This is a genomic window from Tardiphaga sp. P4_G1 (genome assembly GCF_056401215.1).
The window spans coordinates 36,842-50,083 of record NZ_JBFUJU010000007.1 but is presented as its reverse complement, the minus strand read 5'-3'; the positions used below and the strand labels follow the sequence as shown (position 1 = coordinate 50,083).

The 13,242-nt window shown below is 62.9% G+C and carries 9 protein-coding genes; 4 read left to right on the top strand and 5 right to left on the bottom strand.

Annotated elements, in window-relative coordinates; translation table 11 throughout:
- Positions 1 to 11: 11 nt before the first annotated feature.
- The gene (locus AC1DUY_RS17740; RefSeq protein WP_478115953.1) at positions 12 to 1,574 is read right to left on the bottom strand and encodes an adenylate/guanylate cyclase domain-containing protein; all 1,563 of its coding nucleotides are present in this window, start codon (positions 1,572 to 1,574) and stop codon (positions 12 to 14) included.
- A 251-nt stretch (positions 1,575 to 1,825) separates the two neighbouring features.
- Here AC1DUY_RS17740 and AC1DUY_RS17735 point away from each other — a divergent pair, with 251 nt between their 5' ends.
- Positions 1,826 to 3,079, top strand: coding sequence for an acetyl-CoA C-acetyltransferase (locus AC1DUY_RS17735; protein ID WP_478115951.1), 1,254 nt, complete (start codon positions 1,826 to 1,828; stop codon positions 3,077 to 3,079).
- A 243-nt stretch (positions 3,080 to 3,322) separates the two neighbouring features.
- On the opposite strand, the gene AC1DUY_RS17730 is transcribed toward AC1DUY_RS17735, so the two are convergent.
- Positions 3,323 to 4,771 carry an amidohydrolase family protein gene (locus AC1DUY_RS17730; protein WP_478115950.1) on the bottom strand — a complete coding sequence of 483 codons (1,449 nt, stop codon included), beginning with the start codon at positions 4,769 to 4,771 and terminating at the stop codon, positions 3,323 to 3,325.
- 176 nt (positions 4,772 to 4,947) lie between these two features.
- On the opposite strand from AC1DUY_RS17730, the gene AC1DUY_RS17725 reads away from it, so the two are divergent.
- Positions 4,948 to 6,540: a gamma-glutamyltransferase family protein gene (locus tag AC1DUY_RS17725; protein WP_478115949.1), complete on the top strand. Its 1,593-nt coding sequence runs from the start codon at positions 4,948 to 4,950 to the stop codon at positions 6,538 to 6,540.
- 48 nt (positions 6,541 to 6,588) lie between these two features.
- On the opposite strand, the gene feoB is transcribed toward AC1DUY_RS17725, so the two are convergent.
- The 3 genes from feoB to AC1DUY_RS17710 all read right to left on the bottom strand — a co-directional run bounded on the left by feoB (position 6,589) and on the right by AC1DUY_RS17710 (position 10,642).
- Positions 6,589 to 8,475: a ferrous iron transporter B gene (gene feoB / locus AC1DUY_RS17720; protein ID WP_478115947.1), complete on the bottom strand. Its 1,887-nt coding sequence runs from the start codon at positions 8,473 to 8,475 to the stop codon at positions 6,589 to 6,591.
- The gene (locus AC1DUY_RS17715; RefSeq protein WP_175365953.1) at positions 8,472 to 8,759 is read right to left on the bottom strand and encodes a FeoA family protein; all 288 of its coding nucleotides are present in this window, start codon (positions 8,757 to 8,759) and stop codon (positions 8,472 to 8,474) included. Before AC1DUY_RS17715 ends, feoB begins: the two co-directional genes overlap by 4 nt.
- An 89-nt stretch (positions 8,760 to 8,848) precedes the next feature.
- Positions 8,849 to 10,642, bottom strand: a complete 1,794-nt coding sequence (locus AC1DUY_RS17710; RefSeq protein WP_478115945.1) for an ABC transporter ATP-binding protein — start codon at positions 10,640 to 10,642, stop codon at positions 8,849 to 8,851.
- 190 nt (positions 10,643 to 10,832) lie between these two features.
- Here AC1DUY_RS17710 and AC1DUY_RS17705 point away from each other — a divergent pair, with 190 nt between their 5' ends.
- Positions 10,833 to 12,176, top strand: coding sequence for a TAXI family TRAP transporter solute-binding subunit (locus AC1DUY_RS17705; protein ID WP_478115943.1), 1,344 nt, complete (start codon positions 10,833 to 10,835; stop codon positions 12,174 to 12,176).
- A gap of 74 nt (positions 12,177 to 12,250) precedes the next feature.
- Complete coding sequence (locus AC1DUY_RS17700) at positions 12,251 to 13,210, top strand: phospholipase D-like domain-containing protein (protein WP_478115941.1); 960 nt, start codon at positions 12,251 to 12,253, stop codon at positions 13,208 to 13,210.
- The last annotated feature ends 32 nt before the right edge of the window (positions 13,211 to 13,242 follow it).

Here is a 13,242-nt window from a genome sequence, read left to right as displayed (position 1 = left end):
TTTGCGGCCGATTATACCTTGCGATCCAGCGAGGCCAGCGCCTCGTTCAGCACGGAACGCAGGCGTTCGGTGTCGTCGGGCCGCACGGCGGAGGGGTCCAGATAGAAATCCAGCCCCGGCATGCGTTCAACGACGATATCGGTTTGCACCGGCCTGTCGTCGATGATGCTGTCCACCGCATAGGGCACCACCTCGCGGCTGATGCCTTTCATGGTGATCGGCGGCAGCGGATGCGAGGTGATGATGTCGCTCACCAGCGCGAAGGTCTCATAGCTGATGGCGATGCCGCCAGGTTCTGCGATCGACTGCAGGCGTGCCGCGAGGTTCGCCTCGGCCCCGATGATCGTATAGTCCATGCGATCGGCGCTGCCGAAATTGCCGACATTGCAATAGCCGGAATTAATGCCGATGCGGGCCTTGAACGGCTCCTCGATGCCTTCGGTGCGCCACTTCGCGTTTAGTTCGAGGAGCCTGCGCTGCATCCGCCAAGCCATGCGCAGGCAGTCCTGCGCATCCTGGCGGTCGCCCTTGGTTTCAGGGTCGCCGAAGAAGATCAGCATCGCGTCGCCGATGAACTTGTCGATGGTGCCGCCATATTCGTGGGCGATGGCCGACATCTCCGTGAAATACTCGTTGAGCAGATGCGTGATCAGCTCCGGCTGCAGCCGCTCGGTGGTCGCCGTGAAATTCTGGATGTCGGAGAAGAAGATCGTCAGCTTCTTGCGCTCGGTATGGATGGTGACGTCCTTCTGGCCACTGAAAATGCTCTTATAGACCTGGGGCGAGATGTAGCGGGAAATCTTCATGGACAGCGCGGCGAGGAAATCGTTGTTGGCTTCCAGCTCATGGTTCATCCCGGCAATGCGCTGCGACTGGCGGCGTTGCAAAGCCAGGAACGAGACGCCGCTGACGGCCGCCAATGCGAAATAGGCCAGCAGAAACTTGAACGAAAATAGATTGGCCGCAATCGGCTGCGTGATGATGACTTCCTGGATGCCGCGGACGTCGCCGACCTTCCAGTCCTTCTTCGGGCTTTCCGGATGGCTGTTGTGGCAACTGACACAGGCCGGGCCCATCAGCACGGGCGCGACGATGCGGACCGTGTCGCTGAACAGCGACGCCCTGGTGTCGATGATCTTCTGTTCGGAATTGTCGCGCAGGCTGCGCAGCGATGTCTTCTCGAAATCGTCGAGCTGGTGTGGCGCGCGGTTCTGGAACGGATAGTCCGACACGAAGCGATAGTTGATATTCTCCTGCTGCGCGCCGATCACCCGGCCGAGTTCGAGGGAGAGCGTCGCCGGAATCGGGATCGCCCCGGGCACACTTTCATAATTGTGAACCACCTGCGTCGTGCCCTGATGGGCCAGCACGCGCCCGACCACATTGGTTGCGTAATAACCGCGCACGCTGGTGATCACGGAGTTCAGGTCGTTGGCCTGCCTGCGCAGCGCGGCGTCAACCAGATTGGTCAGATCCAGCCACACCGCTACAGGCAGCAGAAGCAAAAGCGCTGCGACGGCGAGGCCGGGCGCAAATATGCGCGAGCGTCGGCGGGAGACATCAGGCTGATCCATGAAGATATGTTCCTGGATTTCTGGCTGTTAATTGCAATGAGCGTGCGGCGGCGCGGCGGCCTCAGTCTCATAGCGCCGGTATGGTTATAATATCGTGCCTGGGTTGTGCCAATTTTCTGGTAGTGGACGAAATTGCGCCGGATGCCCGCCAATTTTGGCAGACGTGCATGCCGCCTGCGCACCTTGACTTCACGGGTCGCTTGGCCAATCTCGCGGTCAGAAAAACACTTCAAAACTCTTGGGAGAAGATCATGGCCGACGCCTATATTATCGACGCAGTCCGCACGCCCCGTGGCATCGGCAAAGTGGGCAAGGGCAAGCTCGCCGAACAGCATCCGCAGCATCTGGCAGCGACCGTGCTCAAGGCGATTGCCGAGCGCAACAAACTCAACACCGCCGACGTTGACGACGTGATCTGGTCGACCTCGACCCAGCGCGGCAAGCAGGGCGGCGATCTCGGCCGCATGGCCGCGCTCGATGCCGGCTACGACATCAAGGCCTCCGGCACCACCCTCGATCGTTTCTGCGGCGGTGGCATCACTGCGGTGAATTTCGCGGCGGCCCAGATCATGTCGGGCATGGAAGACGTCGTCATCGCCGGCGGCACCGAGATGATGTCGCTGACCGGTGCGATGGCCGCCGAGGATATGGCCGCGGGTAAGGCGCCGCTCGGCATGGGCTCGGGCAACAAGCGGCTCGCCAAGGTGCATCCGCAGTCGCATCAGGGCATCTGCGGCGACGCGATTGCTTCGATGGAGGGCATCAGCCGCGAGGCGCTCGATGCGCTCGGTCTTGAAAGCCAGCGCCGCGCAGCCATCGCGATCAAGGAAGGCCGTTTCGACAAGAGCATCGTCCCGGTCAAGGATGACGAGGGCAATATCGTGCTCGCCAGGGACGAATATCCCCGTCCGGAAACCACTGCCGAAGGTCTCGCCGGTCTGAAGCCTGCTTTCGCCGCGATGGCCGATCATCCGCTGGATGAAAGCGGCATGACCTTCCGCAAGCAGATCAACCAGAAATATCCGGATCTCAAGATCGAGCATTTCCACCACGCCGGCAATTCATCGGGCGTGGTCGATGGTGCCGCAGCCTTGCTGCTGACCTCGAAGTCCTATGCGGACAAGCATGGCCTGAAGCCCCGCGCGCGCATTGTCGCCATGGCCAATATCGGCGACGACCCGACCCTGATGCTGAATGCGCCGGTGCCGGCTGCGAAGAAGGTGCTGGCAAAGGCCGGTCTCAAGAAGGAAGACATCGATCTGTGGGAGATCAATGAAGCCTTCGCCGTGGTCGCTGAGAAGTTCATTCGCGATCTCGACCTCGACCGCCGCAAGGTCAACGTCAATGGCGGCTCGATCGCGCTCGGCCATCCGATTGGCGCCACCGGCGCGATCCTGATCGGCACGGTTCTCGATGAACTGGAGCGCCGCAACCTGAAGCGCGGTCTGGTCACCATGTGCGCCGCCGGCGGCATGGCACCGGCGATCATCATCGAGCGCGTATAGGCTCTAAACTCTCCCGCCTTAACCTCTCCCCGCTCTGCGCGGGGAGAGGTCGCCGCGTCTTCGCGGCGGGTGAGGGGCCCTCACTGGAACTGCCGCATACTCGCGCTCTCGGGTCGAGGATTCTTCGATCCGAGAATCCGTGCGTGATGAATCGCCGTGCCTCGCCCCTCACCCCAACCCTCTCCCCGCAAAAGGGCGGGGCGCCGGCGCACGTGGTAAAGTCCGAATGCCGCAAGTACCGGCTCATTCGTTCGACGGCCACGCCATCGGGAACGACAACGGCGAGATCTCGGTCAGCTTGCGGCCGGCCCAGTCGAGACCCGGCGTGCGCTCTTCCGCGCGGATCTGCGCTTCATGCACCCGCAGCGCCGCGGCGGGATAGTCGAACGTCTGCACCACGCCGTCCTTCACCACCTGCCGGCCATCGACATAGACGTGACGCACCGCGCGTTCCGCCGCCGCATAGATCATGCTGCGGATCGGATCGCGATGCGGCTGCATCATCGGATGGGTGACGTCGACCATCACGAAATCGGCCTTGCAGCCAGCCTCGAGCCTGCCGATGTCGTTGCGCCCGAGCGCCTTGGCGCCGACGGTGGTGGCCGCCTCGAACAGCATGGTCGAGTTCAGGCCGCGCGGATGCCCGGCCATCAGCCGCGAGGTCATCGTCACGTTGCGCATTTCCTCGATCATGTTGTGCGGATAGGTGTCGGTGCCGATCGCCACCGCAATGCCGGCTGCGCGATAGCGGCCGACATCGCGCAGCGCGATGCCGCGGCGCATGAATACGGTCGGGCAATGGGCAACCGTGGTGCCGGTTTCGGCCAGCAGCGCGATGTCGCGCTTGGTGTGCCATGGCGTCAGCGGGTGGTCGTCGACGAAGATCGAGTGACCGACCAGCGAGGTCGGGCCGAGCACGCCGAGTTCGCCGAGCCACTGGATCGGCGTCATGCCATGGCGGCGGACGATTTCGTGGAATTCGGATACCGACTGCGCCGCATGGGTCTGCCACGGAATGTTGCGGCGCTTCGCTTCGGCGTAGCTGTCTTTCATCAGCTGCGGCGTGCAGGTGTCGATCTGCGCTGGGTACATCATTCCGGAGAGACGGCCGGACGGATGGCTCTCGGCGGCATCGATGAGCGCGAAAGCCTGCAGCATGCCGTCTTCGCCGGCCTTCTCGTTCCATTCGTAATCGACGAGCGTGCCATTCGGCGTGAACCAGCGCGCTGAGCGGAACCCCGGAGCGATATAGACGCGCAGGCCACTTTCCGCTGCGAGATCGAGCCATTGCGGATGAGGCATCGACAGATCGACCACCGTGGTGACGCCGGATAGCAGCAGTTCGGAATACGCAACGCGCACGCAGTCCGGCACGCCTTCCGGATCGGACCGCAGGATCGGCATGTACTCATAGAGCGACGAATTATACAGGCCGGGCGAGCCGATCTCGTCGAGGAAGCCCTTGTTGAGCGGTTCGCTGGACGGATGCGAATGGATATCGACGAGACCCGGCATCACCATGAAGCCGCGGCCGTCGATGGTTTCGACCGCCTCACCCTGATAGTCGCGGCCGGCAAACACGATCTGGCCGTCGTCGAAAGCGACATCCCCGCCGGTGACATAGGTGTGGCTGCTCTTTGCGGCGTCCCAGGCGACGACATAGTCCGCGTTGCGGATGACGGTGATGGCCATACTGATCCTCTTGATGGAAGGCGAGGAACCGTAAGCGCAAGCGACCAGGCGGTGCAAGATCGAGAGGTGAGCAGACCCGCCTGTCTATTCGGCATATGCAACCCGTCTGTTCGGCTCGTGCAAATGACGATAAGAAGACGCGTTGATCTGCAAAGTCCTGAAGAGAGCCTGAACTGATGCAATACAGACATGATGGCCTTTACGCTTCCCGCCGTTCGCCAGTCATGGCGCGCAATGTGGTGGCGGCGTCGCAGCCGCTGGCGACACAGGCCGGGTTGCGCATGCTGGAGCGCGGCGGCAATGCGCTGGATGCGGCGCTCGCGGCCGCGATCACGCTGACCGTGGTCGAGCCGACCGGCAACGGCATCGGATCGGACGCTTATTGCATCCTGTGGGATGGCAAGGAGCTGCACGGCCTCAACGCCTCCGGCCGGTCGCCGGCGGGATGGACGCCGGAGCGTTTTGCCGGTCACAAGACCTTCCCGCATCGCGGCTGGGAAAGCGTCACCGTGCCCGGCGCCGTTTCGGCCTGGGTCGATCTGTCCGAACGCTTCGGCAAGCTGCCCTTCGCGGAGCTGTTCGAGCCAGCGATCTCCTATGCGGAGAATGGTTTCAATGTCTCGCCGGTGATTGCCGAACTCTGGCGCCGCGGTGCCGAGGAGTTGAAGAACCAGCCAGGTTTTGCCGAAGCCTTCATGCCCGGCGGGCGTCCGCCGGCGGCCGGCGAACTGTTTCGCGCGCCAGGCCACGCCTATTCGCTCAAGCTGATTGCAGCGACGAAGGGTGAAGCATTCTATCGCGGCGAACTCGCAAAGCGCATCGCCGATTTCGCACGCGCAAATGGTGCCGTGCTCGACGAAGCCGACATGGCTGCGCACAAAAACGACTGGTGCGGCACCATCCATCAGGATTTCGGCGACGCTTCGCTGCATGAAATCCCGCCGAACGGGCAGGGCATCGCCGCGCTGATGGCGTTGGGCATTATGCGCGCCTTCGGCACTGACGGTCTCGTGCTCGACAGCAGCGATGCCTTCCATCTGCAGATCGAAGCCACAAAACTGGCTTTCGCCGATGTCTACGCCTACGCGGCCGATCTCGATTACATGCGTGACGTTACCGTCGCGCATCTGCTCAATCCGACCTATCTCGCCTCGCGCGCCAAGCTCATCGACATGAGCTGCGCGCAGGATTTTGGCGCCGGCGCGCCCAAGACCGGCGGCACGGTGTGCCTGTCGACCGGCGATGCTTCCGGCATGATGGTGTCCTATATCCAGTCGAATTATTCGGGCTTCGGCTCCGGCGTCGTTGTGCCGGGCACCGGCATCAGCCTGCAGAATCGCGGCTTCGGTTTCGTCCTGACCGATGGTCATCCCAATCAGGTCGGCCCGCGCAAGCGGCCGTTCCAGACCATCATCCCGGGCTTCGTCATGCAGGGTAAAGAGCCGCTGATGGCCTTCGGCCTGATGGGCGGCCCGATGCAGGCACAGGGCCATCTGCAGATCATGCTGCGCATGCAGCTCTGGGGGCAGGATCCGCAGACCGCAGCGGATGCGCCGCGCTGGCGCTATGTCGCTGGGTTGAAAGTGGCGATCGAGACGGCTGTCCCGGACAATGTCGCGGCAGACCTCGCCAGCCGCGGCCATGTCATCGAACGCGAACCGCCGGATTCGGCCTTCGGCTTCGGCGGCGCGCAGCTCGTGCGTAAAATCGATGGCGGCTATGTCGCCGGCTCCGACCCGCGCAAGGACGGACTCGCGGCGGGATTTTGAGCCGTAGGGCGGATTACGCCTTCGGCTAATCCGCCCTACGTTTGAGTCTCACCCCAGCCCGGCGGCCTTCGCGATCGTGTAGGTGATCAGGCTCGCCACATAGGCCAGTGCGAACATGTAGAGGAACGTCACCACCATCCACTTGGTGCTGCCGGTCTCGCGGCGGATCACGGCCAGTGTCGAGGCGCATTGCGGGGCGAAGATGAACCAGGCCAGGAACGACAGGGCTGTCGCAAGGCTCCATTTGCTGGCCAGCGCCTGGCCGATGGCGTCCGCCGCTTCCTTGCCGCCTTCGATCGCATAGACGGTGCCGAGCGCGCCGACCGCGACTTCGCGCGCCGCCATGCCGGGGATCAGCGCCACCGCGATCTGCCAGTTGAAGCCGAGCGGGGCGAAGAACGGCTCCAGGAATTTTCCGATCATCGCGGCGAGGCTGTAATTGATCGCCGGCCCTTCGGCGCCGGCCGGTGCCTGCGGGAACGAGGCCAGGAACCAGATCAGGATCATCATCGACAGGATCGTGGTGCCGGCGCGCTGCAGGAACATCTTGGCGCGGGTATAGACGCCGATGGCGATGCTCTTGAGGCGTGGCAGCTTGTAGTCCGGCAATTCCAGCATGAATGGCGCGGGTTGGTAGTCGCGCCACATGAAGAACTTGATCACGAAGGATGCGGCGAGTGCGCTGCCGATGCCGGCCACATAGAGCCCGAACATCACCAGACCCTGCAGGTTGACCCAGCCCCAGACATTTTCCGCTGGGATGAAGGCCGAGATGATCAGCGTATAGACCGGGATGCGCGCCGAACAGGTCATCAGCGGCGCGATCAGGATGGTGGTCAGGCGGTCGCGGCGATTGTCGATGACGCGCGTCGCCATGATGCCGGGGATCGCACAGGCGAAGCTCGACAGCAGCGGGATGAAGGCGCGGCCGTGCAGGCCGGCGCCGCCCATGATGCGGTCCATCAGGAACGCGGCGCGCGCCATGTAGCCGAAATCTTCCAGCAGCAGGATGAACAGGAAGATGATGATGATCTGCGGCAGGAACACGAGCACGCTGCCGACGCCGGCGATCAACCCGTTCTGCAGGAAGCTCTGCAAGATGCCTTCAGGCAGCACCTGTGCCACCAGCGTACCCAGCGCGCCGAACGAATCCGACAGCAGCTCCATCAGCGGCTGCGCCCAGGAGAACACCGCCTGGAACATCACGAACAGAATGAGCGCGAGGATCGCGAGGCCGGCGACCGGATGCAGCACCACGGCATCGACGCGCGTGGTCAGCGTGTCCGGCTTGGTCGGCATCGTGACGGTGTCACGGATGATGCGGTCAGCCTCGCGCTGCAGCGCCTTCATGTCGGACAGGCCAAGCGGCTTCCAGCCATCGCCGTCGGCGACCGTCGGCATGTTGGCGGCGAATTCGTCGGTGCGCTTGCGCAATTCCTCGACGCCGGCCTTCTTCACCGCGATCGAGGTGATCACCGGCACGCCGAGTGCTGCGGACATCGCATCGACATCGATGCTGACGCCGCGGCGCTGCGCGATGTCGAACATGTTGAGCACCACCAGCAGCGGGCGACCGGTACGTTTGAGTTCCAGGATCAGCCGCAGCGTGAGGCGCAGATTGGTGGCGTCGGCGATGCACAGGACCAGATCGGGCGCAGCTTCGCCGGGGCGCTTGCCGAGCACGACGTCGCGGGTGATCTCTTCATCCGGGCTGCGGCCGCGCAGCGAATAGGTGCCAGGCAGGTCGAGCAGCGTCACCTGACGGCCGGCCGGCGTGACGAAGGCGCCTGCCTTGCGCTCGACGGTGACGCCCGCATAGTTGGCCACCTTCTGGCGGCTGCCGGTGAGTGCGTTGAACAGCGATGTCTTGCCGCTATTGGGGGCTCCCACCAGCGCGAGATGGAAGCGCTCGGTGGTCACGTCTGTATGGGTCATTTCACAACAACTGCCATGGCTTCGCGCCGGCGAACGGCGATCGTAATATTGTCGACGCGCACCGCGATCGGATCGCGCTGGATAGCGCCCTGATGCAGGATCTCGACGCGCGCGCCTTCGGTGAAGCCCATTTCCAGCAGATGCCGTTCGAGCTCGTGGCCGCTCTCGGCGGCGCCTGCAATATCGGGCTGCAACGCCACGATGGTTCCGATGAATCCGCGCGGCGCATTGCCGAGGCGCAATTCGTGTATGGATGTTTCGGATGCAGTCTGGTGGACGGTCATGCCCGACCTTGTCGAGCAGCGTCCTGACAAGGTCAAGACAAACGCACGTATGTTATTAGAATGATTATAAAGAAGCGCTCCGACACCGCTTACGATGCGCCCGCGGACTGATCGTTCACTACCCGCTGCTGGATCTTCACCAGTTCTGCATAGATGCCGCCTTGCGCGATCAGTTCGTCGTTGGAGCCCTGCTCGGCGACGACGCCTTCTTTCAGCACGATGATCTTGTCGGCGTCGCGAATGGTCGAGAGCCGATGCGCGATCATGATGACGGTGCGGCCCTGCATCAGCCGGCGCAGCGCCTCGATCACCAGCGCTTCGGATTCCGGATCGAGCGCTGCTGTCGGCTCGTCGAGGATCATGATCGGGCTGTTGCGCACCACCGCACGCGCGATGCCGATGCGCTGACGCTGGCCGCCAGACAGCGTGTCGCCGCGTTCGCCGACCATGGAGTCGTAGCCATGCGGCATGCGGCTGATGAACTCGTCGGCATTGGCGATCTTCGCGGCCGCGACGATCTCCTCGTCAGTTGCACCAGGGCGGCCATAAGCGATGTTCTCGCGGATCGTGCCGCGGAACAGCACCGTCTCCTGCAGCACGAAGCCGACCTGAGCGCGCAGGGCGGACAGTTTGTAATCGGTGACATCGACGCCATCGATCAGCACGCGCCCCGATGTTGCGTCGTAGAAGCGCGGGATCAGGCTCAGCACCGTGGATTTACCGGAGCCGGTCGGTCCGACGACGCCGACGATCTGGCCGGGTTCGATATGCAGCGAGACGTCGCGGAGCACGCTGGCCTCCTCGCTATAGGCGAAGGCGACGTTCTCGAAGGTGATGGCGCCTTTGGCACGGCCGGGATCGACGGCACCCGGTTTCTCCATGATCACATCATCAGCCGCGAGAATATTCTGGATCCGCTCCAGCGCCACGGTGGTCTGCGCGATCGCGCTGGTCATGCTGGCGAGATCCTTCACCGGTTTGAAGAACTGCGCGAGATAAGCGAGGTACACGGTGAGCGCGCCAGCCGTCATGGTGCCAGCGACAATCAGCGAGGTGCCCTTCCACAGCACGATGGCGGTGCAGAACGCCACCACGATGCTGACCACAGGCGAGAGCAACGACTTCACCTGACGCGCTTTCATGGCGGCCTCGACCGTTGCATGGCTGGCGGCTTCCAGCCGTGCCAGTTCGAGATCCTGCCTGCCGAAGGCCGTGACTGCGCGCACCTGGCCGAGGCCCTGCTGGACCACGGCAACGATCTCGCTCTGCCGTTGCCGCACCGTGCGCGTGACCTCCTTCACGGCGCGCTTGAAATGGAACACGAAGACGATCAGGAACGGCGTGATGCCGAGCGCGATCAGCGTAAAATCCCAGTCGAGCCAGAACATCAGCCCGATCATGAAGACGATGGTGATGAGATCGAGCAGGATATCCAGCGTCGATGATGAAGCGAAGTTCTGCAGCGTTGTGACGTCTGTCGTGATCGTGGACATCAGCGCGCCGGTCTTGGCCTTGTCATAATAGCGCAGCGACAGCCGGTGCAGATGCGCATAGATGCGGATGCGCAGGTCGTTGGCCACCCACTGGCCAACCGATGTCGAGTAGTAGTTGTCGATATAAGTGGCGATCGCGCCGATCACGGCGATGACCAGGGTGGCGATGCCGGCGAACAATGCGACGCCGAGTGTATGGCGGCCGATGCCGTAGTCATGGGCCCAGTCCAACCAGGCGGGCAGGTGATGGCTGCCCAGCGCGTCATCGAGCACCAGTTTCAGCGGCCAGGGCGCGGCCAGGCTCATGGCGATCTCGACCAGCATGGCGAGGAAGACGATGATCAGCCAGCCGCGATAGGGCCGGAGCATCTCGAGTACCAGACGAGTCATCGAACATTGTCTCCAGCAACACGGCCAGACCGGGAATCATGAGCAGTCCGGGCGGCCGCAGTATATAGCCGCCGTCGGTTAGCGGGTCTTAACTGTAGTCGGGTACAGATGGATTTTTGCTGACAGCCCGCGCATTGTGGCATGCGGGCAGGAGCGTCAGTTAATCTGGCAGGGCTGCGCAGGACCGAACATGAACGTGCGATCCGTTGCTTTCCCGTTCTGGGGCAGGGTGCTTCTGCTGGCCGGCATCCTCGGTCTGGTGCTGGGCGGCGGCCTTCTGACCTGGCGCTACATCGAGCGTCCGACCGTGCTCAAGCTGGCGGTCGGGTCGATCGATGGCGAAGCCGGCAAGACGGCATCGATCATCGCCAGCCATTTCGCCACCAGGAAGTCGCCGATCCGGCTGGATTTCGAGACCTTCGGCAACGCCGTCGATGCGGGCAAGGCATTCTCCTCCGGCAAGGTCGATCTCGCTGTGGTCCGGGCCGATGTCGGCGATCTCTCCGAGGCGCGCGCTGTTGCCGTCATGGCCAAGGCGGTCGTCATGCTGATCGCGCCTCCCGGCTCGAAAATCACCAGCGTCGAAGGCCTGCGCGGCCGCACCGTCGGTGTGGTGGGCGGCGAGGTCAATCGCAAGCTGGTCGATGCGCTCACCAAGCAATACGACCTGACGAGCGCGAGGGTCACATTCAAGAATCTTGAGGTCAGCGATACCCGGCGCGCGGTGGAAGCCAAGGAAGTCGGCGCCCTGCTGGTGGTGATTCCGCTGACCGAGAAGTATTTGTCCCTGGTGCGCGGTCTCTTCAAAACCGGTGCACCGGTGCTGATCCCGATCGATGCCGCCGGCGCCATTGCCGATGCCAATGGCGCCTATGAAAGCTTCGACATTCCGAAAGGGTCGCTCCGCGGTGCGCCGCCCGTCCCGGATGATGACGTGACAACGCTTCGGGTCAGTTACTATCTGGTCGCAAACAAGAAGCTCCATTCCAGTCTGATCGCGCGTCTGACCGAAATGGTGATCGCGGCGCGCCGCGATCTGATCGCCGGGCAACCGCAACTGGCCGGTATCGCCGCGGCCGACACCGATCCCGATGCCTTTATCCCCATCCATCCCGGCGCTGCTGCCTACTACAACGGTACCGAGCAGAGCTTCATGGACAAATACGGCGACGACATCTATCTCGCCCCCATGATCCTTGGCGCCCTTGCCTCTGTGCTGGCTGCCGCCTGGAAATTCCTCGGCATCCGCCCGCCCGACCACCGTGAGGCGACACTCAATGCACTTTATGCATTGCCGCGCCGGATCCGGGCGGCGGCGGACGATGCGGAACTGTGCGCGATCGAGCAGGAGGTCGACGATCTTCTCAGCGCGCAATTGGCGAAGACCATGCGCAATGATGACGATGCACTTGAAATGGCGACGCTGGTCTCTTCGGCACAGCGCCTCGATAACCTCATTCATCACCGCCGTTCGGCGCTGGCGCGGGCCCCATTTTCTGCCGCGCCGCATTCAAGTATAGAGTCGGAGACGTAGTTCCAGGCCATGACGCTGTTTTGCAGAACCAACAGCCGTTTGCGGGCACCTTTATTTCTCGCGAGAGGTCAATCATGACGCATAACCTGCTCGTGTTTCCGGATGACACCGCGCAGTGCATCATCGATCCGATCAGGGCGGCAAAGCGCAGCCTGAACATCCGGATGTTCCTGTTCACCGATCCGACGCTGCTGCATGAGGTGATCGCGGCGAAGCGGCGCGGCGTCAAAGTGCGCGTCATGCTCAATCCGGCACGGCGCAACGGCGAGAGCGAGAATAACGAAACCGCCGCGGCGCTGGCTGCTGCCGGGGTCGAGGTCCGTGACAGCAATCCGGCCTTCGCGCTGACCCATCAGAAATCGATGATGATCGATCATGAGTGGGGCTTTGTCGAGTCGCTGAACTGGGAGACCCGCGATCTCACCGAGACGCGCGACTACGCGGTGACCACGACCAAGAAGCTCGAAATTTCCGAGATGGTGGATTGCTTCGAGGCCGACTGGGCGAAGCAGGATTTCGTGCCGAACCCGGACTCGCAACTGATCTGGTGCCCGAACAACGGCCGCGAGCGGATCGGTGCTTTCATCGATTCCGCGCGGGACACGCTCTGGATCCAGAACGAGCGTTATCAGGACACGGACATCATCGAGCGGCTGGTTCGCGCTGTGCTGCGCGGCGTTCAGGTCCACATCATGGCGCGGCAGCCGCACAAGCTGAAGAAGAACAAGCTGATCGAGGGGATCGGGGGGCTGCGCATTATGCATGACGTCGGCGCCAAGGTGCACCGGCTCAATGACATGAAGCTGCACGGCAAGATGCTGTTAGCCGACGAGGAACGCGCTATCGTCGGTTCCATCAATCTCACGCCGGGCAGTTTTGACGATCGCCGCGAGCTGGCCATTGAGACCGATGCGCATCATGTTGTGAAGCGTCTCGTCGAGACCTCGCATCACGACTGGAAACATTCGCGCAAGCTCGACCTCTCCGACGAGGCGGTTCAGGCGGATCTGGAAAAACACGGCATCCGGCAGTAGCGCGTTGTCGCTCAGCGCCGATCCGGCCGCGG

Bases quoted from the DNA above. Each gene is read 5' to 3' on its own strand.
- AC1DUY_RS17740 (WP_478115953.1), bottom strand. From the start codon at position 1,574: ATGGATCAGCCTGATGTCTCCCGCCGACGCTCGCGCATATTTGCGCCC.
- AC1DUY_RS17715 (WP_175365953.1), bottom strand. From the start codon at position 8,759: ATGACCGTCCACCAGACTGCATCCGAAACATCCATACACGAATTGCGC.
- AC1DUY_RS17700 (WP_478115941.1), top strand. From the start codon at position 12,251: ATGACGCATAACCTGCTCGTGTTTCCGGATGACACCGCGCAGTGCATC.
- AC1DUY_RS17710 (WP_478115945.1), bottom strand. From the start codon at position 10,642: ATGACTCGTCTGGTACTCGAGATGCTCCGGCCCTATCGCGGCTGGCTG.
- AC1DUY_RS17730 (WP_478115950.1), bottom strand. From the start codon at position 4,771: ATGGCCATCACCGTCATCCGCAACGCGGACTATGTCGTCGCCTGGGAC.
- AC1DUY_RS17735 (WP_478115951.1), top strand. From the start codon at position 1,826: ATGGCCGACGCCTATATTATCGACGCAGTCCGCACGCCCCGTGGCATC.
- feoB (WP_478115947.1), bottom strand. From the start codon at position 8,475: ATGACCCATACAGACGTGACCACCGAGCGCTTCCATCTCGCGCTGGTG.
- AC1DUY_RS17705 (WP_478115943.1), top strand. From the start codon at position 10,833: ATGAACGTGCGATCCGTTGCTTTCCCGTTCTGGGGCAGGGTGCTTCTG.
- AC1DUY_RS17725 (WP_478115949.1), top strand. From the start codon at position 4,948: ATGCAATACAGACATGATGGCCTTTACGCTTCCCGCCGTTCGCCAGTC.